Origin of the sequence: Tardiphaga sp. (assembly GCF_025356345.1) — a bacterium.
Taxonomy (GTDB): Bacteria; Pseudomonadota; Alphaproteobacteria; order Rhizobiales; family Xanthobacteraceae; genus Tardiphaga.
On sequence record NZ_JANXTC010000301.1, the window covers coordinates 1 to 21,594 of the forward strand.

General features: G+C 64.3%; 17 protein-coding genes. 5 read left to right on the forward strand and 12 right to left on the reverse strand.

The genetic code is table 11. From position 1 onward, the window contains the following. A partial coding sequence (locus Q0S16_RS18420; protein WP_295851143.1) for a proline dehydrogenase family protein occupies positions 1 to 2,149 on the reverse strand: 2,149 nt, incomplete at its 3' end. A gap of 88 nt (positions 2,150 to 2,237) precedes the next feature. Between Q0S16_RS18420 and Q0S16_RS18425 the strand changes: the two genes are divergently transcribed. Further along, complete coding sequence (locus Q0S16_RS18425; RefSeq protein WP_295851144.1) at positions 2,238 to 2,882, forward strand: hypothetical protein; 645 nt, start codon at positions 2,238 to 2,240, stop codon at positions 2,880 to 2,882. Positions 2,883 to 3,105: 223 nt separating this feature from the next. Here the strand turns inward: Q0S16_RS18425 and Q0S16_RS18430 are convergent, their stop codons facing one another. Continuing rightward, complete coding sequence (locus tag Q0S16_RS18430) at positions 3,106 to 3,306, reverse strand: cold-shock protein (protein WP_143576103.1); 201 nt, start codon at positions 3,304 to 3,306, stop codon at positions 3,106 to 3,108. A gap of 344 nt (positions 3,307 to 3,650) precedes the next feature. Next, entirely contained in the window at positions 3,651 to 4,775 is a 1,125-nt protein-coding gene (locus Q0S16_RS18435; protein ID WP_295851169.1) for an adenylate/guanylate cyclase domain-containing protein, read from the reverse strand. A 219-nt stretch (positions 4,776 to 4,994) separates the two neighbouring features. Here Q0S16_RS18435 and Q0S16_RS18440 point away from each other — a divergent pair, with 219 nt between their 5' ends. Next, a complete protein-coding gene (locus tag Q0S16_RS18440) occupies positions 4,995 to 6,497 on the forward strand; it encodes a glycosyltransferase family 39 protein (protein ID WP_295851220.1) in 1,503 nt (500 codons plus the stop codon). 99 nt (positions 6,498 to 6,596) lie between these two features. On the opposite strand, the gene Q0S16_RS18445 is transcribed toward Q0S16_RS18440, so the two are convergent. Beyond that, complete coding sequence (locus Q0S16_RS18445) at positions 6,597 to 7,628, reverse strand: TIGR01620 family protein (protein ID WP_295851171.1); 1,032 nt, start codon at positions 7,626 to 7,628, stop codon at positions 6,597 to 6,599. Beyond that, positions 7,625 to 9,085 (reverse strand): YcjX family protein, encoded by a 1,461-nt coding sequence (locus Q0S16_RS18450; protein WP_295851172.1) that lies wholly within the window; start codon positions 9,083 to 9,085, stop codon positions 7,625 to 7,627. Before Q0S16_RS18450 ends, Q0S16_RS18445 begins: the two co-directional genes overlap by 4 nt. 206 nt (positions 9,086 to 9,291) lie before the next feature. Here Q0S16_RS18450 and Q0S16_RS18455 point away from each other — a divergent pair, with 206 nt between their 5' ends. Together Q0S16_RS18455 and Q0S16_RS18460 are read left to right on the forward strand one after the other, a co-directional pair. After that, entirely contained in the window at positions 9,292 to 9,987 is a 696-nt protein-coding gene (locus Q0S16_RS18455; protein WP_295851177.1) for a hemolysin III family protein, read from the forward strand. A 129-nt stretch (positions 9,988 to 10,116) separates the two neighbouring features. Next, positions 10,117 to 10,911, forward strand: coding sequence for an SDR family oxidoreductase (locus Q0S16_RS18460; RefSeq protein WP_295851179.1), 795 nt, complete (start codon positions 10,117 to 10,119; stop codon positions 10,909 to 10,911). Between the two features lie 90 nt (positions 10,912 to 11,001). Here Q0S16_RS18460 and Q0S16_RS18465 read toward each other — a convergent pair whose 3' ends face one another. The 7 genes from Q0S16_RS18465 to Q0S16_RS18495 form a co-directional block, all read right to left on the reverse strand. Beyond that, complete coding sequence (locus Q0S16_RS18465) at positions 11,002 to 13,332, reverse strand: molybdopterin guanine dinucleotide-containing S/N-oxide reductase (protein WP_295851181.1); 2,331 nt, start codon at positions 13,330 to 13,332, stop codon at positions 11,002 to 11,004. A 24-nt stretch (positions 13,333 to 13,356) separates the two neighbouring features. Next, positions 13,357 to 14,982: a benzoylformate decarboxylase gene (gene mdlC, locus Q0S16_RS18470; protein WP_295851184.1), complete on the reverse strand. Its 1,626-nt coding sequence runs from the start codon at positions 14,980 to 14,982 to the stop codon at positions 13,357 to 13,359. Positions 14,983 to 15,180: 198 nt separating this feature from the next. Then, entirely contained in the window at positions 15,181 to 15,549 is a 369-nt protein-coding gene (locus tag Q0S16_RS18475) for a DUF2147 domain-containing protein (protein WP_295851222.1), read from the reverse strand. Beyond that, on the reverse strand, positions 15,546 to 16,400 hold the full coding sequence (locus tag Q0S16_RS18480) for a MaoC family dehydratase N-terminal domain-containing protein (protein ID WP_295851188.1): 855 nt from the start codon (positions 16,398 to 16,400) through the stop codon (positions 15,546 to 15,548). The genes Q0S16_RS18475 and Q0S16_RS18480 overlap by 4 nt, the downstream gene beginning before the upstream one ends. A gap of 10 nt (positions 16,401 to 16,410) precedes the next feature. Beyond that, entirely contained in the window at positions 16,411 to 17,505 is a 1,095-nt protein-coding gene (locus Q0S16_RS18485; protein WP_295851191.1) for a CaiB/BaiF CoA-transferase family protein, read from the reverse strand. Positions 17,506 to 17,646: 141 nt separating this feature from the next. Further along, on the reverse strand, positions 17,647 to 18,819 hold the full coding sequence (locus tag Q0S16_RS18490) for an acyl-CoA dehydrogenase family protein (RefSeq protein WP_295851197.1): 1,173 nt from the start codon (positions 18,817 to 18,819) through the stop codon (positions 17,647 to 17,649). 31 nt (positions 18,820 to 18,850) lie between these two features. Beyond that, the gene (locus Q0S16_RS18495) at positions 18,851 to 20,116 is read right to left on the reverse strand and encodes a cytochrome P450 (protein WP_295851201.1); all 1,266 of its coding nucleotides are present in this window, start codon (positions 20,114 to 20,116) and stop codon (positions 18,851 to 18,853) included. 212 nt (positions 20,117 to 20,328) lie between these two features. Between Q0S16_RS18495 and Q0S16_RS18500 the strand changes: the two genes are divergently transcribed. Further along, positions 20,329 to 21,501: an isovaleryl-CoA dehydrogenase gene (locus Q0S16_RS18500; protein WP_295851204.1), complete on the forward strand. Its 1,173-nt coding sequence runs from the start codon at positions 20,329 to 20,331 to the stop codon at positions 21,499 to 21,501. Positions 21,502 to 21,594: the final 93 nt, after the last annotated feature.

The window sequence follows — 21,594 nt, forward strand, 5'->3', positions numbered from 1 at the left end:
CCAGCACCAGTTGCAGCGCCGCGAAAGGCACCCCGGCGTCATGCAGCAGCCGGACCGCTTCGGCCGCGATCCGAGGCGTCTGCTCCGCCGGCTTGGCGATCACGGCATTGCCGGCCATCAGCGCGGCGGCGACCTGGCCAAGGAAGATCGCGAGTGGAAAATTCCATGGCGAGATCGCCACGAACACGCCGCGACCGCGCCATCGCAAGACGTTGCTCTCGCCGGTTGGTCCCGGCATCGCCGTTCCCTCGTCGAATAACTCGCGGCCCTGCGCGGCGTAATAGCGGCAGAAATCAATGGCTTCGCGGACTTCCGACAGCGCGTCGTCCAGCGTCTTGCCGCCCTCGTCTTGCAACCGTGCGATGAAAGTCGCGCGACGCAGCTCGAGCAGCTCCGCGGCGCGTTCGAGCATGGCGGCACGCCGCTGGCCGGGGACGCCGTTCCACGCGGCAAAGCCTGCGCTGGCGGCATGCGCGGCCGCCGCCGCGGATTCCGGTGTTGCGTCGGCAACGTCGATTTTATCGATGCGGGACGCGGCCACCTCCGCCAGCAGCGCGTCGAGCGCGGCGCGTTCACCGAATTCGATGCCGCGGGAGTTGTGGCGTGCCGGCTGGTATAGATCGTGTGGTCTCGGAATTCTGGGGTGACGCGCCCGGTCGGCCGCTCCGATCACCTCCGCCGGCCGCGCCAGCAATGTGGTCATGGGCACGGACGCATCGGCGGCGATCGCCACGAAGGAGGAGTTCGCGCCATTCTCTAGCAGGCGGCGTACCAGATAGGCCAGCAGATCGCGGTGGCTGCCGACCGGCGCATAGGTGCGATAGGTCGCTTCCGGATAATCGGCGACCAGCCGCGCATAGAGCGCGTCGCCCATGCCGTGCAGGCGCTGGAATTCATAACCGCCGCTGCCGCCGGCCAGTTCGAGAACGGTCGCCACCGTCAGCGCATTATGGGTGGCAAATTGCGGGAATAATCGCGGTCGCAGTGCCAGCAGTTTCCGCGCGCAGGCGATATAATTGAGGTCGGTCATGGCCTTACGGGTGAACACGGGATAGTCGTCGAGGCCGCGTTGCTGCGCGCGCTTGATCTCGCTGTCCCAATAGGCGCCTTTCACCAGCCGCACCATCAGGCGTCGCTTCAGTCGATAAGCGATGTCATCGACATGGTCGATCACCGCCGCTGCGCGTTTCTGGTAAGCTTGGATCGCAAGGCCGAAACCGTCCCAGCCGGCCAGTGACGGATCGCTGACCGCGGCGGCGATCACCTCGAGCGATAGTTCAAGCCGATCAGCCTCTTCGGCATCGACGGTAAAATTCAGATCGAACGCCTTGGCCTGACGCGCCAGCGCGATCACCCGCGGTACCAGTTCGCGTACCACCCGCGCGCGATTGACGGCCTCGAAGCGTGGATACAGCGCCGAGAGCTTGACCGAGATGCCGGGGCGATCTGGCAGCGGATTGTGATCGGCGGTACGGCCGATGGCATCGATCGCCGCGGCGTAGGAATCGAAATAGCGCTGTGCGTCGTTCTGGCTACGAGCGCCTTCGCCGAGCATGTCGAAGGAGTAGCGCGGCGGGCGATCGGTCTGCGAATTGGCGCGACCGAGCGCGGCCTCGATGGTTTCGCCGAGAACAAAATGACTGCCCATCAGCCGCATCGCCTGCCGCGTGGCGGCGCGCACCGCGGGTACGCCGAGACGCTTTGCCAGACGGCCCAACGTGCCCTGCGCCGTCTCGCCGGGCTGGATAACCCGCGCCGACAGGCCTAGTGCCCAGGTCGAGGCATTGACCAGAAAGGCGCTGGATTTCGTCTCATGGTGGAGGAAGTCGCCCTGACCGAGCCGGTCCTCGATAAAGGCATCCGCGGTGCGGGCATCCGGCACGCGCAGCAACGCCTCGGCGAGTACCATCAGCGCCAGTCCCTCCTGCGTCGACAGCGCGAATTCCCGCAACATGTCCTCGACACCGCCGAAGCGATGATCACGGACGCGAATGGCCTCGATCAGCCGGATCGCGGTGCGGTCGATTCTCGCGTCCTGCGCCGTTGCGAGCGACGCGTTGGCGAGCAGTCGACCGGCGATGACTTCGTCGGCAGCCGCGTAGGGGGCCGCGAATAACGGAAGATGCGTGTAATCTGAATGCGTTGGCATGGCCGGATAACCCACGGTTCAGCTCGATCTGACCTTGGCATGATAAAGCGGCTGCGGTAGTTTTCGGCACAATTTGTTGGAGTGGATCATGCTGGCATCGCAGACGGATTATCGCGGCAGGATCGCGGCCGTGGCCCTCGCGTTCGGCGCGCTGCTGGGTTCCGCCCTGGGCGTCCGCGCGACCGAACTCAGCCCGGGGATCAGCGAGCTTTATACTTCGGTGTCGATCTATCCGCCGGCGGCCGATACGATGACGATCTGCTACGGCTTTGTCTGCCGCCGACGCCACGTGTTCGATTTTACATCCGCCGACAAGGCTGCGCTGAGCAAGATATTGCTGGCGGGAAAGGCGTCTGCGGTGGCGGAACGCGCCGCGGTGCAAAAGGCGGTGGTGTGGTTCGATCGCCGCGTCGGGCCGGTGATCGGCACCGACAAGCGGATCGCCAACGCGGATTTCCGCTATTTCGACGATAAGCATAATTTCGATTGCTGGGACACCACGCGCAACGTCACCAGCCTGCTGCTGGTGCTGCAGGAATGGGGCCTGCTGAAACATCATACGGTTGGAAATCCGCATTATCGCGGCAATGCGCTGGTGCTGCAGACCCCGCACAACACCGCTGTGCTGCTGGATCGCGCGAGTGGCACCGAATGGGTCGTCGACCTGTGGACGCGCGGCTATGCGCAGGCGCCCGATGTCAAACCCGTTAATGAATGGGTGAAGGAGAACTGAGCGCCGACGCGCTGCCGAAGCAGGCGCGTGGACTTCAAATGTTAGGCTAGAGCGCACACCGCGGATCGAATTAGCGCAATCTGCGTGAACCTGATTGCGTCGCAAGAGACGGAGACTTTTGGAAACCGCTCTTGCCGAATGCGCTCTACATTGTTGAAACGTGATCTTGTCGGAAACTAGCCTGGAAGGTTATCGAGGGAGTGATCCGGATCACGCCGTCGCATCAAACCTTGAGGTTTTCAGCCGAGGTCTTGCCGCGGTTCGCGACTTCCTCGTATTCAACGGTCTGTCCTTCGTTCAGCGAAGAAAGACCAGCCTTCTCAACTGCCGAAATATGAACGAACACGTCCTTGCCACCATTGCTGGGCTGGATGAAACCGAAGCCCTTGGTCGCGTTGAACCACTTAACAGTACCTTTAGCCATCACGTCGTCTCCGCGGGATCAAAAAAATAACGAATTGTCGGTCCCCGCAAACCGGCATATCCGACATGCGCACGTTACGCCGGGATTGCCAAGCTTGATAGCTTAAACGACGTGCAAAAATCTGCGAAACACGTCGGTATTTTACGATTTGACGCCTTTTCGGGCGCTTTTTGAGCGGGTTTGGCGCGGCTGAACGTCGCAAACCTGTTTTCAGGTTGAAGAATCGGGGTCCCGGACCGCCTGTTTCATTTTACCGCCTTGCCCCGACGACGCCGGCATCCTTCAACGTGTCGCTACAGTACCGCAGCGACGGCGATCGTTCACGGGGGGAGTTTCGCGTGCTGTCATAGTTGTGTCCCCGCACCCAGCGGTGACAGCATTCTGGCATCGGCGACGGCACGCACCGTCATCGGCTCGAGGCGGCCGCGGATGGTAACTTGCCGGGCGGGAAATTGATCGGCGACCAGCCCGGCGGTCCGGCACACATCCTCCGATACGATGACTTCGCAGGCGAGATCCTTGGTCATATCCTGGAGTCTTGCCGCGACATTGACCGCGTCGCCGAGCGCGGTGAACACCAGATGGTCGCGGTATCCGATATCCCCGATGATCACCTCGCCGCTGTGGATGCCGATGCCGAACCGGAGCGGGTCAGGCAGATCGTGTTGCAGGGCGAGATTGAGATCACCGATGTGGCTGCCGATCCGCGACGGGCCCGACGCATGCGCGTTGGCGGACATCGCATGCGGCGTCAGCAACTGCACGAAGGACAGGTCGGCGGTCGGTCGCAACTGGCAGGCCAGCCGGATCGATGGATCGGTGCCGACGCCGATCCGGCCGGGCACATAGGTCTCGCGCGCCGAGGCGGCGGGTAGGGCGCCGGTGTTACCGATGATGCGAATGCGGCAGGTCGAGCAGCGCGCGCGGCCGCCGCGGACGCTGGCATGCGGCACGCGGTGGCGTAGGCTGGCCTCGAGCACGCTGAGGCCGACGGGCACGCGAACGATGCGGTCATGGCCGTAGGACAGGCTGATTATGCCGACGCGGCGTTCCACGCCGCTGCGCACGGCGCGGCCCAGTAGCGCCAGGCCGAGCAGGCCAAAATAGCCGAGCCGCATGCCGACGACAGGGCCGACGATCAGCACGGGAATGCTGAGGCCGAGGATCAGTTGCAGCGGCTCGATCGCCCTGTGATGAAACTGCCGGCGTTCGAACAGCGCCCAGATGCCAAGTCCGGCGTGAGTCGCAGCCGCGCCATAAAAGACAACAGCGATCGGTGGCCACTGCCAGAACTCAGCATGCGAGGCCACGCCGGCGCCCATGGCGATGATCGAGATGTTGCCAAGCGCATGGTTGAGGAAATGGCTGATCAGATAGCTCAACAGCACGAGGCGGCGGCCAAGCCGAATTTGCCTCAGGCTGATGCCGCGAAGCCGGGTGGCGGCCGCTGTCTGGAAAGCCTCGGGCATGCAATCCCTTGATGGTGGCCGTGACGGGACCGATCAAGGCACGATGCCCAGGCCTTATTTGCCGGGTTCTGCACCAGCCTTGTCAACCATTTGACAGCAGTCGCCGGCCCGCCCAAAAGCTCGCCGATGTCCATATTTGCGCCTGCCGGCACTCTTGATCACAACCTCTCCCGCCGCTCGCTGTGGGCCATCGGTGGCTTGCTGGTTGCGCTGACCTTGATGCGTTGCCTCTATGCCGGCTTGTTCGAGCTGCGCACCGACGAGGCCTATTACTGGACCTGGTCGAAGGAAAACGTGCTGTCCTTTCTCGATCATCCGCCGATGATTGCCTGGTTCATCCGATTGGGCACGACAATCTTCGGAGACACGGCTTTCGGTGTCCGTTTTGCCGGCGTGCTCGCCATGCTGCTGACGCAGGTCATGCTCGCGGACATCGTGCGGCGGGTGACGCAGGATCTGCGTGCTGTGGTGTTCGCCGTATTGATGCCGGAGGCGGCGCTGTATTACGGGCTGCTGATGGCCAAGATCGCGCCGGACGTGGCGATGATTCCGTTCGCGGTCGCGATGATCTGGTCGCTGGTGCGGCTGGTCGAGAGCGAGGATGCGCGCTGGTGGCTCGCGGCGGGTGCCTTCGCCGGGCTGGCGCTGCTGGCCAAGCTCACGGTGGTGATGCTGCTACCTGCCGTGCTGGCTTTCATGCTGGTGCCGGCGTGGCGGCGACGCTGGTGGCGCAGCCCCTATCCCTGGCTGGCGGCGCTGATCGCGCTGGCGCTGTTCTCCCCGGTACTGGTCTGGAATGCCGGCCATGACTGGGCGTCATTCAAATTCCAGTTCGTGCGCGTCACCACCAGCAACGAGGCCTCGCTGCGCACGGTCGGTGATTTCCTCGGTCTGCAATTCGGCCAGGTCGGGCTGATCCTGTTTCCCGTCGTGCTCTCCGCGGTCGTCGTCACAGCGTGGCGCGGCTATCGCCAGCGCGAGCCGGTCGCGATCCTGCTCTCGACCGCGGTGCTGGTGCCGTTCCTGTATCTGTTGTGGAAGTCGCTGACGCTGCGGGTTGGCGACACCTGGCCGATGTTCATCTGGCCCGCCGGCTTCGCTGCCGCCGCCATCCATGGGCCGATGCTGCGGCGGGAGAACTGGTCGCCGGGCATGATCCAGGCAGCCGGACGCTGGAGCATCGCGGCGATCGCCGCCGGCATTCCGCTGGTGGTGCTGGTGTTCCTGTATTGCGTGGCGAGCCCGTGGAATCTGATCGGCAAGAATGATCCGATCGGTGGCGAAGCGGGGTATGGCGCTCTGGCCGATCGCGCATTGCTCGAAATGCGGAAGTCAGGCGCGACCTGGATCGCGACCACCGATTACCGCACCTATGCGATGTTGCGCTGGCATCTTCACGACTGGGTGCCGGTGCTCCAGGTCAATCAGCGCGCGCGCTTTATCGGCTTTCGCGATCCGGGCATCGATCTGATCCGGGATCATCCCGGCCTCTATATCGCGCAGCTCACGGACGATAATCGTGCGCTGCTGGCGTCGACACCGGCCGTGATCGAGCCGATCGCCCGCGTCGATACGGTGTTTCGCGGCGTGGTCATGAAGAACTACCAGATCGACAGGATCAGCCACTGGACCCCGGACCTCAACCCGCCGCCGGACACGCCGTTTTATCGCTGGCCGCTGCTGGCGATGGGCGCGCAAAGCTATCAAGTCGCGTTGCGTTGACGATTGCAGGGCAGAACGCGTAATTCGCCAGCCGGGCCGACGGATGGCGCAATACGCTCCCGCCGTCGCTCGTTGAGCGACGGCGGAAGCTATTGCGCCTTACGATTCATCGTTCTTGCGCAGCAGATCCCTGGCCAGGTCCGCCAGCGCGGGCCGCGGTAATGCCGTGAACGGCAGCGGCCGTGTGACGTCGATCGCGGCAAGCCCGAGCCGCGCCGTGAGCAGGCCATTCAGCACGCCTTCGCCCAGCCGTTGCGAGAGTTTGGCGGCGATGCCGTGGCCGAGCACCTGCTGGATCATGCTGTCGCTGGCGGCCATGCCACCGGTGATGGCGAGATGCGAAAGCGTGTGGCGCATCAGCCGGATCATGCCGAGCGTGCCGGGACGGCCGCCATAAAGCTGCGCCAGTTGCCGCACCAGCCGCAACGCGGCGGCGAATACGAACAATACGTCGATCAGCGCGCGCGGGCTGATCGCGGTGACGATCGAGACTCTTTGCGCCGCGACGGAGACGAGGCGGCGCGCCTCGATGTCCAGCGGCGACATCAATTCGCGCTCGGCCAGCTTGATCATGTCGGCACCGTCGATGATGTCGTCGGCATGGCCCTGCAGCGCGCTGCGGGCGCGCGCCAGCCGCGGATTGCGATGCGCGATCTTCAACAGGTCCTGAACGATGACGCGGCTCTCGGTGCGGTCGTCGCTGATGATGGTGGCGAGCGCGCGGGCATGCAGTTTCTCGATCGTCGCCAGTCGCGACAGGCTGAGTGCCTCGCGCGCGATGATGACCACCAGCGCCAGCGTGGCGAGGGCGGACAGGCCAATGCCGAGAAAGCCGAGCCCGTCGTTGATCGCAAACAGGTCCTGCACCAGATGGGTCACGCCGAGGCCCGCGCCCATCAGCAGCAGCCCGCCCAGTGCGCTCCAGAACAGCGTGCCCCAGCGAAAGCCGGAGCGCACCGGCAGCAGCGGCGCCTCGATCATCACCGGCATCGACATCGGATCCGCCTCCGGGGTGATCCGGATGGCGCCGCGGGCGAGCCGGCCGGCATCGTCATCGGCCTCCATTACCCGGACATGGGGATCGTCGAGCCGGAAGGTGGCCGGCCGGCGCGGATTCGGACGTTCGGTCATTGCAGCCTGTCTCCGATCAGGAACTGGAGGGCGCGGTCGAGGCGAATATGAGGCAGCGGCGGTTCCTCGGCGCCATTGCGTTCCAATAGCGGGGGCCGGAACCGGAGGAAGCGGAAGTCGGCCTTGTCGGCGGCGTCGGTTGAGAGGCCGCGAAACGCGCCGCCCTCGAACAGCCCGTCGAGGTCGGTCGGCAGGTCGCCGGGAAAGGTTGCCACCTCGGTCTCGCCATCGAAGGCCTCGCCATTGGCCAGTTCGCCCTTGGCGGGCGTGCCGAGGATCGATGGCAATTTGTCACGGCCACGCTGCACCAGCGCTTCCCGGGTGGCGCGCACGGCGGCGAGGGCGACGACGTCAACCGCGGCGCCGGCCAATTCGGAGCGCGCCACCGCTTGGCCGACGGTTCGCCGCAGCACGTCCTCGAGCCGGTCATGGCTGAGATGGTGGAGGTGGTCGGCCTTGGTGGCGGCGAACAGGATACGGTCGACGCGGGGGCGGAACAGCGTGCTGAGGATCGTGCCACGGCCAATACGAAAACAATCGAGAATGCCGGCCATCGCGGCTTCGAGATCGTGCAGCGCCTCCGGTCCGGCGTTGAAGGCAGACAGCGCGTCCACCAGCACGATCTGTCGGTCGAGCCGCGAAAAGTGATCGCGGAAGAACGGCCGCACCACGATATCCTTGTAGGCCTCGAAGCGCCTGACCATCATCGCCCATAGCGAACGGTCGGGGGCGCTGCCTTCCGGCAGGTCGAGCGGCGCGAAGGTCAGCGCTGGCGACCCCGCCAGATTGCCGGGCATCAGGAAGCGGCCGGGCGGCAGCAGGCTCATGGCAAAGCGATCGTCGCGGCAGGCGCGCAAATAGTCGGTGAACAATCGCGCGGCGATCAGCGTCGCCTGTTCGTTCTCGCCGGCCAGCGGATCGAGCGTCGCCAGATGCGCCTGAAACGGCGCCGCTAGTTCCGTGCGCGGACCAGCCCGCGCCAGCGCCAGACTTTCAGCCGACCATTCTTCATAAGTCTTATTCAACAGCGGCAGGTCGAGCAGCCATTCGCCGGGATAGTCGACAATATCCAGCGTCAGGGTGCGCTCCGCGCCATTGTGACGCTGGTAGTCGATGACCAGGCGGAGTTCGCTGATATCGACCGTCGAGTTCGGCCAGCGTCGTTCCTCGACCAGGGTGCGCAGATGTTCCTCATAGGCGAAACGCGGCACCGCGTCGTCAGGCTGCGGGGCGAGACGGGCTTTGGCGATCCGCCCGCTGGCCAGCGATTCGAACACCGGAAAACGGCCGCCGCGCGTCAGGCCATGCACCAGCGCGGTGATGAACACGGTCTTGCCGGCACGGGACAGCCCGGTGACGCCGAGCCGGATGGTCGGGTTGAACAATCCCTCACCATAGTCCAGCAGCGCGCGGGCGGAGAGGCGCGCTTCCTCGACGAGTTCGGACAGGCTGGCCATGCGGAGGAGGGCTCTCAGTGCGGAATGAGACAGACGGATGCGGCAGAAGTGGCGATTGTCCGGCTGAAATCAAGCATGTCGTCAAAGCGTCGCAGACACGTCGTTGGGGTTTCGTTGACCTTCCACGGCGTATGATTTATCGCTCTCGCAGGGGAAGTCACAGGGCTCCGGGCAAGCTCTTTACTGCCGCCAGGTCGACACCACCAATGAAAATCTTCACGATCAAGCAACTGACCACGGACACCGCGCATCGGGTGGCGGGTGCGATCCGCTGGAATTACGACCGCGCCGAACTGATCGCCGACGGAATCGTTCATGGCGTCGGCGTGTCATTCGGGCTGGTGGCCGGCACCGCGCTGATCGTGCTCGCCGCGGTCTTCGCCAGCGCCTATGAGATCGTCACGGCATCGGTCTATGCGACGGGCCTGCTGGCGATGTTCGGCCTGTCGGCGGCGTATAATCTGTGGCCGGTGTCGCCGCGCAAATGGTGGCTGCGCCGCTTCGATCATTCCGCGATCTACATTCTGATCGCCGCCACCTACACGCCGTTCTTCGCGCAGATGAAGGATGGCTGGATGGCCGCCGCGCTGCTCGCCGGCGTCTGGAGCGTGGCGATCGCCGGCATCGTCATCAAGCTGCGGTACCCCGGCCGCTTCGACCGGCTCGCCGTATTGCTCTATCTCGCCATGGGCTGGAGCGGGTTGATGGCCTATGACGCCGTATTCACCACATTGCCGACGCTTGCGGTGTGGTTCATCGGCATTGGCGGCGCGCTTTATACGTTCGGCGTCGTGTTCCATGCCTGGCAGCGGCTGCGCTTCCAGAATGCCATCTGGCATTCATTTGTGCTGCTCGGCGCCGCCTGCCACTATACGGCCGTGCTCGACCTCGTCCTCAGCTGACCTCATATCATTGGTAGGAGGGGTAGAGCGTAGCGAAATCCATCGCTTCACTGCTGGCAATGATGGGTATCGCTGCGCTCCACCCATCCTACCGCTCAGAAAAACAATAACAACAATCGGGAGTGTAACATGCAGGTAGCCGGCAAGGTTGTCGTCGTGACCGGAGGCGGCAATGGCATTGGCCAGGCGCTCTGCGGGGTGTTTCACCGGGCCGGCGCCGCCAAGGTGGTGGTCGCGGATCTCGACGAAGAACGCGCGAAAATCGTCGCCGCGTCGGTCGGCGGCGCTGCTTTTCGCTGCGATGTCGGGGTGGAAAAAGACATCGCGTATGTCATCGCCGAGACCGAACGGCAGTTCGGGCCGATCGCGCTGTTCTGCTCCAATGCCGGCATTGGCGGCGGCTTCGATCCCTTGACGGTCAATGCCGGCGGCAGTTCCGACGAGCCGTGGGCGAAGAGCTGGGCGATCCATGTCATGGCCCATGTCTACGCGGCGCGGCATCTGATCCCGCTGATGAAGGCGCGCGGCGGCGGCTACTTTCTCAACACGATTTCCGCCGCGGGCCTGCTGTCACAGGTTGGCAGCCCGGCCTATTCGACCACCAAACATGCCGCGGTGGGTTTTGCCGAAAATCTGGCGATCTCGCATCGCGCCGACGGCATCAAGGTCTCGATCCTGTGTCCGCAGGGCGTCGACACCAACATGCTGCGCGCGATCCCCAAGGGTCCGCAATCCGGCGATGGCGACCTGTCGCCCGAGCAGGTGGCAAAGGATGCGCTTGACGGCATCGAGGCGGAAACGTTTCTGATCCTGCCGCACAAGCAGGTGATCGATTACATGCGCAAGAAGACCGAGAACTACGATCGCTGGATCGGCGGCATGGCCAAGATCCAGGCGAAGATGCGGGAAGAGTTCGGCGGCTAGATCACCACGGTCTCCGTTCCCCGGCTCTGCGGAGCGGCATGAAGAATGCCGCACCGCGTCCGGGAAACGATCACCTCGGACAGCTCGCGATTACTCCGCCGCTTGCAGTCCTGGCTTCACCGCCACCGGCGGGTCAAACGCTTGGATGGGCGGCAGGTTGCCGGTGAATTTCTCCACCTGCACCGTCGTGAGCTGCCCGGTGCAGCCCTGCGCGAGGCGGGAGGTGCCGACGTCGCGTGTCAGCACATTGGGATTGCCATGCACGCACAGCGGCATGTCATCCTCGGCGTCCTGCGGATCGTACCAGGCGCCGGTTGGCAGTTGGATCACGCCGGCCATTACGTCTTCGGTCACGGCAATGGCGGCGAGGCAGGCGCCGCGGGCGTTGAACAGTTTTGCGATATCGCCGTCCGCGATGTCGCGCGCCGCGGCGTCGGTGGGATGCATGCGCGCGACTTCGCGGCCACGGCGCTTTTCCGCGGCGCTGTGGCCGCCGAAATCGAACTGGCTGTGCAGCCGGCTGGCCGGCTGGTTGGCGACCAGCTGCAGTGGATTGGCGTCGTCGACGACGTCGACCGGCGGCAGCCAGACCGGATGGCCGGGACAATCGGCATAGCCGAAGCCGGCGATCCGCTCCGAATAGATCTCGATCCGGCCGCTCGCGGTCGGCAGCGGCTTACCCGCGGGATCGTCGCGAAAGGCGCGGATACTGCCGCCATCGATCGGCAACTGCGGCAGGGTGATCTCACCGCGTTCCCAGAATGTGTCGAAGTCCGGGGCGTCAAAACCCCTGGCAGCCAACGCATCCTGCGTCGTCTGGTAGAGAAAGCGCAGCCACTGTTGCGTGGTGCGCCCCTCGGTGAAAGCCTCGGCACAGCCCATGCGTTCGGCGAGGTCGCTGAAAATTTCGTAGTCGTCGCGCGCCTCGCCAAACGGTTCGGCGAGGCGATGCATCGCGATCATCAACGGGTCGGTCGGCGCGCCGCCGATATCCTCCCGCTCCAGCGTCATCGTGCAGGGCAGCACGATGTCGGCATGGCGCGCGGTGGCGGTCCACGCGATCTCGTGCACCACCAGCGTGTCGACCTCGGCAAAGGCGCGGCGCAGCCGGTTGAGATCCTGATGGTGGTGGAACGGGTTACCGCCGGCCCAGTACACCAGCTTGATGTCCGGATAGGTCATGCGCTCGCCATTGTAGTCGAACGGCGCTCCGGGATTCAGCAGCATGTCGCTGACGCGCGCGACCGGAATGAATTCGCTGACATTGTTCCTGAGCTGGTTAAACGCCGCGATCGGCACCGCATTGTGGCGGCGGCCGTAATTGGCAATGGCGCCGAGCGCGTAGGAGTAGCCGCCGCCCGGCAGGCCGTGCTGGCCGAGCATCGCGGCGAGAACCGACGCCATCCACACCGGCTGCTCGCCGTGTTCGGCGCGCTGCAGCGAATGCGCCACCGTCACCAGCACGCGCCGGCCGGGCAGGCGTCGTGCCATCGCCAGCATCTCGTCGTCCTTGAGACCGGTGATCGGAGCGGCCCAGGCGGCATCCTTCGGCTGGCCGTCGCCGCGGCCCATCAGGTAGTCTTCGAAGGTCGCCCAGCCCGAGCAATGGCTGTCGAGGAAAGTGCGATCATGCGCGTTGTCCATCACCAGCGTATGCGCCAGCGCCAGCATCATCGCGGTGTCGGTACCGGGCCGGATCGGTAACCACTCCTTGTTCACTTCGTCGGGCAGGTCGGTCTTCAGCGGGCCGATCAGCACCAGCTCGCAGCCGCGCTGGCTCGCGGCGATCATATCGCCGTGTTCGGTGTGACGGCTGATGCCGCCGGAGGCGACGCGGGAATTCTTGGTGTTCATGCCGCCGAAAGCGAGGATGACATCGGTGTATTGGACGATATCTTCCCAGGCGACATTCTTGCGCGAGACGTCATCGTAATTGCCGAGGATGTGCGGCAGGATCACCATCGAGGCGCCGGCCGAGTAGCTGTTGACCGAACGCACATAGCCGCCCAGCGCGGCGTTGAGAAAGCGATGCAACTGGCTCTGGGCGTGGTGAAAACGGCCCGCGCTCGACCAGCCATAGGAGCCGCCATAGACGGCCCTGGCGCCGTGCTTGTCGGTGACCCGCTTCAACTCGCCGGCGAGCAGGTCGAGCACTTCGTCCCATTCCATCTCGACGAATTCATCACGGCCTCGGCGGGTGTCCTTGCCGGGGCCGTTTTCGAGCCAGCCCCGTCGAACCATCGGCCTGGCGATGCGGGCCTTATGACGCAGCGCCTCAGGAAAGTTCTGGATGATCGGATTCGGATCGGGATCGATCGGATGCGGGACGATGACAAGCCTGTCGTCCTTCCACGCGCCGGAGAACGCGCCCCAGTGCGAAGAGTGCGGCTTGGCCGGGCTGTCCTTCATCCGATCGGTCATGCGTGGTCCTATCGCGTTGTCACATCAGTGCTTTTGTCCATAAAGCACCGGCACGGCCGAGTCGACGATCACCTCGACAAGGCTCGCACCATTATAGCTCAGGCCGCGCGACAGCGCTGCCGCAAGATCGGACGCCTTGCTCACCCGGACGGCATCGCAGCCCATCCCCTCGGCCAGTTTGACAAAGTCGAGGCCGGGCAGGTCGAGGCCGGGCACGTTGCGTACCTGCATCACCTGGCTGAACGAGCGCATCGCGCCGTAGCCGGCATTGTTGATCACGACCACCGTCAACGGCAGCTTGCGCTGTGCGGCGGTCCATAGCGCCTGGATCGAATACATCGCCGAGCCGTCGCCGATCAGGCACACGGTGCGCTGCTCCGGATGCGCCAGCGCCATCCCGACCGAGGCGGGCAGCGAATGGCCGAGGCCGCCGGAGGACATGGTGTAAAAGCTGTTGGCGCCGCGCATCGGCATGAATTTTTGCATGGCCGGCCGATGCGAGGGGGCTTCTTCCACCAGGATCGCATCCGCGGGCATGGCTTTTGACAGGCTATGCAGCAGGTAGTCGACCGGGATCGGATCGCCGGCGACAGGCGGCGGCGGCAGGATCCGTCCGGGCGCGGCGCTGCGCTGGGTCGCGGGCAGCAGTTCCAATAGCAGCATTAGCGCCGCCTTCATGGTGGCGATGATGCTGGTACCGACCGGCGCCACCGCGGCCGAGTCGGCATCGTCGGTGATCTGGAAGATGGTGGTGTCACCGTCGAAGATCGCCGCATGGCCCTCGACATGGAAGGTAAAAACCGGCGCGCCGATCACGACGACCAGGTCATAATCGCGCAGCGCATCGGACAGTTGCGCCGGCGAGGCGTGCAGGAAGCCCGCGAATTGCGGATGCCGCTCCGGAAAGCTGCAGCGTGCCGAGAACGGGCTGACCCACACGGCGGCCTTGGTCTTCTCCGCCAACTGCACCATCAGATCGACCGCCTGCGCGCGGTCGATCCCGGGGCCGACGATCAGTGCCGGCTTCCGGCTTTTGCCTAGCGCCGCAACGAGTTCTTGCATGGCTTTGATATCAGGACCGATTTCGCGGCTGACCTGACGCGCCGCGACAGCCTGCGCCGGATGATTCCAGTCGTCGACCGGCACCGAGACAAAGGTCGGGCCGCGGGGGGGCTGCATCGCCACATAATAGGCCCGTGCGATGGCCGCGGGAACATCCTCGGCGCGCGCCGGTTCTACGCTGTATTTGACATAGGGCCGCGGGAATTCCGAGGCACGCTCGGCGTAGAGAAAGGCCTGCAACGGCAGGATACTGCGCGCCTGCTGGCCGGCGGTGATCACCATCGGGGTCTGGTTGCGATGCGCGGTGTAGATGTTGCCGAGCGCATGTCCGACGCCGGCGGCGGAGTGCAGGTTGACGAAGGCCGCGTTGCGCGTCGCTTGCGCATAGCCATCGGCCATGCCGATCACCGAGGCCTCCTGCAGGCCGAGGACGTAGTCGATGTCGTCGGGCCAGTCCGACAGGAACGGCAGCTCGGTGGAGCCGGGATTGCCAAACACTTTCCTGATGCCGAACGCGCGGATCAAACCCAGCGTGGCGTCCTTGACGGTGATGGCTTTCGGGATGGTTGTTGCTTTGTCGCGGGCCAAGATTGTTTCCTCACCAGGCGGCGTTGAAATCGCCGCGATTGCCCTGATCAATCAGGGGAAAGGTGGGGAAGTCAACTATCGGACAGGGAACGCTCAGAGGCCATCGGCGGTCGCCGAGCATGCGCCCCCGTCTCATGCTCGCTCGTATGGTTGTGTCCCCCAGGGGCGGGGAAAGGTGAAGATCAGAGCAGCGCTCGATCAGCGAATCCGCGTCCAGTCAGTACTCTTGCAGATCACACCGCCGAGGATGCAGCCGCGCGTGGTCATGCGGTCGCCGTTGACGACGATGGTCGCGGAATAGCTCTTGCCGGTCTTTGGGTCGAGCACGGCGCCCTTCAACTCATCGCCCGATGATTTGACGTCGAATTCGAGCCGCTCACCGACTTTCTCGTCCTGCACGCCGGGCTTGATGTAGGTGTTGGTCATGCAGATCACCGTGCCGCATGGCGCCACCTTGACCCGCGCGATGCCGTCGCCGCGTTCCCACGCGCCCATCATGCTGCCTTCGGCGTGCGTCGCCGAAGCGGCGAGCAGCAGAGTCAGGACCAGCGTGGCGCGTGCGATCACCAAGTAGCGGTACCCTTCATGGTCGGGGCGCCCGCGGCGTTGGCGGTCCATACCTCATAACCGCCGTCGGCGGCCGGATTGGCATTGACGGAAAATTCCGCGCCATCGAACAGGGGTTGCACGCCGCGGTAGCTGAATTTGGCGGGCGCTTTGCCGTCATGCAGCCTGGCGGCGAATTCGACCAGCAGCGCGGCCTGCATCGGGCCGTGAAACACCAGGCCCGGGTAGAATTCGACCTTGGTGACATAGTCGCGGTCGTAATGGATGCGGTGGCCGTTGAAGGTCAGCGCGGAATAGCGGAACAACAGCACCGGATCAGCAAAATGCGTTTCGCGATGCGCGGCCGCCGCCACGTCCTTCGGCGCGGCGGCCGCCGGGGCCATGTCGGTCGGCATGTCGCGGTAGACGATATCCTGGCGCTCGCGAATGGCGAGGCCGCGCGGCGTGGTGATGAGGTGTTCGACGGAGACGAAGCACAGCGCGCCGGTGGAGCCGGCCTTCAGCGTGACGTCGAGGATTTTCGAGGAGCGCGTGACCTCGTCGCCGACCCGAAGCGTGTCGAGAAATTCAAGCTGGCCGCCGGCCCACATCCGGCGCGGCAACGGCACCGGCGGCAGGAAGCCGCCGCGGGCGGGATGCCCGTCCGAGCCGAGCTGGTCGGCGGGCGCGACCGGCTGCGCCAGGCACCAATGCGTGGTGAATGGCGCGGCATCGCCGGGAGCGGGCATGCCGATGTCGAGGAACAGCGTGGCGCGCAATCCCTTCACCAGCTGGGCGGTGACGACGTCCGTGGCCTGGTCGGTGCGACCGATCCAGCTACGCAGGTGATCGAGATCGAGTTTATCGGCCATGATGACTCCGTTAGCTCTGGACTTCGCCGATGGCGGGCACGGCGCCATAGCGGCGCGCGCCGTCCATGAAGATCGCGGCTGGCGCGGGGTAGGCGACATCGCCGTTCGGTGTACCGACGGTAATGCGGCGCAGATGCGGATGTCCGGCGAGATCGGCCATCGTATTGACTTCGGCGAAGGCGATGTCGGCTTCGGTCAGGCGCCGCAGCAGCGCGTCACGCGACATCGCGCCGAAAATGGCGCTGACGGTCTGGTCGGTGAAAGCGCGGTTGCGCACCCGCTCGACGCCATTCACGAGGCGCGGATCGGCGGCAAGGTCAGCATTATCCAGCACCTTGGCGCACAGCACCTTCCATTCCCTTTCGCTCTGGATCGAGATCAGGATGTCCTTGCCGTCCATCGAGCGGAACACGCCATAAGGCGCGATCGAGGGATGCGCCAGGCCCATGCGCTTAGGGGGATTGCCAGCCTCGGCATTGAGCAGCGGCACAGTTAGCCAGTCAGCCATCACGTCGAACATCGAGATGCGGATGTCGGCGCCCTGGCCGGACACCGCGCGGCCGATCAGGGCCTCGAGGATGGCGGCGTGGGCGGTGGCGCCGGTGGCGACGTCGACGATCGAGACGCCGACCCGCGACGGGCCGTCCGGGCCGCCGGTGATCGAGGCCAGCCCGCTCTCGGCCTGGATCAGCAAATCATAGGCCTTGCGGTGGGCGTAGGGGCCGTCGTCGCCATAGCCGGTGATGGTGCAGCAGATCAGCCGCGGATAGTCGGTCCGCAAACGCTCCAGCGTAAAGCCAAGCTTGTCCATCGAGCCGGGCTTCAGATTCTGGATCAGCACGTCGGCGGTGGCGATCAACTCCTCGAGGGCGCGGCGGCCTTCCGGGGTGGCGAGGTCGATCACCACCGAATCCTTGCCGCGGTTGAGCCAGACGAAATAGCTGCTCTGGCCCTTCGCCGCATGGTCATAGCCGCGGGCGAAATCGCCTTCGGGGCGCTCGACCTTGATGACATGCGCGCCGGCATCCGCCAGCCGCGAACTGCAGAACGGCGCGGCGACCGCCTGTTCGACGGCGACGACGGTCAGTCCCTTGAGCGGCAGCATGAATGTTCTCCGGAGTATCGGTCGTCATTGCGAGGAGCCACTTGGCGACGAAGCAATCCAGTTTTTGCCGGGCTTGTGGCTCTGGATTGCCGCGTCGCTTCGCTCCTCGCAATGACGGGGAGGGGGCTGAGCCCCATTATATCAATACGACCTGGGCATCCCCAAGACATGCTCGGCCACGTAGGACAGGATCAGATTGGTGGAGATCGGTGCCACCTGATACAATCGCGTCTCGCGGAATTTGCGCTCGATGTCGTATTCCTCGGCAAAGCCGAAACCACCAAAGGTCTGCACGCAGGCATTGGCCGCGTCCCACGAGGCGTCCGCCGCCAGCATCTTGGCCATGTTGGCCTCGGCGCCGCAGTCGAGACCCGCTTCATATTTGCGGGTGGCTTCCTTGACCATCAGATCGGCGGCGCGCATTGCCGCATAGGCCTTGGCGATCGGAAACTGGATGCCCTGGTTCTGGCCGATCGGGCGGCCGAACACGACGCGCTCCTTGGCATAGGCCGACGCCTTGGCGATGAACCATTTGGCGTCACCGATGCATTCCGCGGCGATCAGGATGCGCTCGGCGTTCATGCCGGACAGGATGTAGCGAAAGCCCTTGCCCTCCTCGCCGATCAGATTGGCCGCGGGCACCTTGAGGTCGGTGAAGAACACCTCGGTGGTGGCGTGGTTCATCATGGTGCGGATCGGACGGATCTCGAGGCCGTTGCCCTTAGCCTCTTTCATGTCCACCAGGAATACCGACAGACCGTCGGTGCGCTTGGCCGACTGGTCTTTCGGCGTGGTGCGCGCCAGCAGCAGCATCAGGTCGGAATGTTCGGCGCGGCTGGTCCAGATCTTCTGGCCATTGACGATGTAGTCGCCATTCTCGTCCTTCCTCGCGAAGGTTTTCAGCGAGGTGGTATCGGTGCCCGAGGTCGGCTCGGTGACGCCAAAGGCCTGCAGCCGGACTTCACCGGTCGCGACCTTCGGCAGCCACTGAGCCTTCTGCGCATCGCTGCCATGCCGTAACACCGTGCCCATGGTGTACATCTGGGCGTGGCAACCGCCGCCATTGCCACCGGCGCGCTGAATCTCTTCCAGGATCGCCGCGGCGGCCGACAGTTTCAGGCCAGAGCCGCCATATTCCTCGGGGATCAGCACCGACAGATATCCGGCTTGGGTCAGCGCATCGACAAAGGCGGAAGGGTAGGCACTCTCGCGGTCGAGCTTGCGCCAGTATTCACCGGGGAATTGGGCGCAGAGCTTGGCGACGGCGTCGCGGATGTCATGGAACTCGTCCTGTTCCGCGGCTTCGTTTTTCATCAGGGAAGTTACATTCTCTTAATCGGTGAAATCAGGAAATGCGAACCGGCAAAGACTCGTAGCCTTTGACGAAGCTCGAATATACCCGCTTGGGCTCGCCTACAACTTCAATGTTCTCGAACCGTTTCAGGATCTCTTCCCAGACAATTTTGAGCTGCAATTCCGCCAGCCGCATGCCGACGCAGCGGTGGATGCCGAAGCCGAACGACAGATGCGTGCGCGGCCGCGCCCGGTCGATGATGAAGTCGTTCGGGGTCTCGATCATGTCCTCGTCGCGGTTGCCGGAAACGTACCACATCACCACACGGTCGCCCTTTTTGATGGTCTTGCCGCCCAGTTCGGTGTCGACCAGCGCGGTGCGCCGCATATGGGCGAGCGGCGTCTGCCAGCGGATTACTTCCGGCACCAAGGTGTCGATCAGGCCTGGATTGTCGCGCAGCTTGCGGTATTGCTCGGGGTACTCGTTCAGCGCCAGTACCGAACCGGTCATGGTGTTGCGGGTGGTGTCGTTGCCGCCGACGATCAGCAGGATGATGTTGCCCATCAGCGTGTCAGGATCCATGTGGCGGGTCGCATCCGCATGCGCCATCATCGAAATCAGGTCATTCCGCGGCTCGGAATTCACCCGTTCGTTCCACAATTTTCCGAAATAGGCGGCGCATTCGTCCATCTCGCGGCGACGTTCGGCCTCGGACGACACGATGCCGCTCTTGGGCAGCGCGGTGGCAACGTCGGACCAGCGCGTCAACTTGCGGCGCTCTTCCCACGGGAAATCAAACAAGGTCGCCAGCATCTGCGTGGTCAGCTCGACCGAAACGCGTTCGACGAAATCGAACGTCTCGCCGCGCGGCAGGGCGTCGAGCACCTTGCAGACCCGGCCGCGGATCAGCACGGCCATCTCTTCGAGATGCGGCGGTGTGAACATCGGCGAGACGGTCTTGCGCTGCGGCCCGTGCCTGGGCTCGTCCATCGCGATGAAGCTCGGCCAGTCATAGCCTTCCGGCACGTCGCGGATGGCGATGCCGCCATGCTTGACATCGGATGAGAAGATCGCGGCATTGGTATCGACATGCATGATGTCATTGTATTTGGTGACCGACCAATAGGGCTCGATCGGCGCGTTGGTGCAGTAATGCACCGGCTCTTCCTGGCGCAGCCGCTCGAACCACGGCCACAGCGTGTCGGTCTGGAACAGTTTTGGCGCGCCGGGATGGAAGTCCTTCAGGGGGGTGGCGTAGGCCAGCTCGCGGGCAAGGCGCTGGCGCGTGGATTTGTCGCTCTCGATGCTGCCGTGCATGGCGGTCCTCCTGGTTCGTCCCGTGGCGCACCGTGTCAGATCCGGTGGCCGAATTTTGCCGAATTACACTCGGTTGCGGGGCTCGACGCAAGGGTGCCGCGCGGCGTTTACGCCAAACGAAGGGATTGATCTGGCACGGCACTTCCTGTCTTCAATGGGGAAACGCGCGAGCTCTGCGCCGCGCTGCAAATGATAACGGAGGCCACGTCCCGATGATTGCAAACGCGCAACGGATATTCAATTTCGATCTTGGCGAAACCGCCGACGCGATCCGCGAAACCGTGCAGGGCTTTGCCGCCAAGGAGATCGCGCCGCGCGCTGAGGAAATTGACAAGAGCAATGTTTTCCCGCGCGATCTGTGGCCGAAGCTCGGCGAATTAGGCCTGCACGGCATTACTGTCGAGGAGGAATATGGCGGCGCCGGGCTCGGCTATCTCGAGCATTGCATTGCGATGGAGGAAATCTCGCGGGCGTCGGCCTCGGTCGGCCTGTCCTATGGCGCGCATTCCAACCTCTGCGTCAACCAGCTGCGCCGCAACGGCAGTGACGCGCAGAAGCGCCATTATCTGCCAAAGCTGATTTCCGGCGAACATGTTGGTGCGCTGGCGATGTCCGAGCCGGGCTCGGGCTCCGACGTGGTGTCGATGAAAACGCGGGCCGACAAGAAAGGCGATCGCTACGTCCTCAACGGCAACAAGATGTGGATTACCAACGGCCCCGTCGCCGAGACGCTGGTGGTCTATGCCAAGACCGATCCCGCCGCCGGATCGCGCGGCATCACCGCCTTCATCATCGAGAAGGGGATGAAGGGATTTTCCACCGCGCAGAAGCTGGACAAGCTCGGCATGCGCGGCTCCGACACCTGCGAGCTGGTGTTCGAGGATTGCGAGGTGCCGGAGGAAAATGTGCTGGGCCACGTCGGCCGCGGTGTCAACGTGCTGATGTCCGGACTGGACTATGAACGTTCGGTGCTGGCAGCGGGGCCGCTGGGCATCATGCAGGCCTGTATCGACGTAGTGATGCCGTATATCCACGAGCGCAAGCAGTTCGGCCAGCCGATCGGCACCTTCCAGCTGGTGCAGGGCAAGGTGGCGGACATGTATGTGAACATGAATGCCGCGCGCGCCTATGTCTATGCGGTGGCCAAGGCCTGCGACCGCGGCGAGACGACGCGAGAGGATGCCGCCGGGGCGATCCTGTTCGCTTCGGAGAAGGCGACGCAATGCGCGCTGGACGCGATCCAGCTGCTCGGCGGCAATGGCTATATCAACGATTATTCGACCGGGCGGCTGCTGCGCGACGCCAAGCTCTACGAGATCGGCGCCGGCACCAGCGAAATCCGGCGCATGTTGGTCGGCCGCGAATTGTTCGACAAGAGCGCGTGACGGGGCGCGCTCATTCCGGGGGGCGAGCGCAGCAGCGCGAGCGAACCCGGAATCTCGATATGAAGCGATGAACAGTTCGGGATTCCGGGCCTG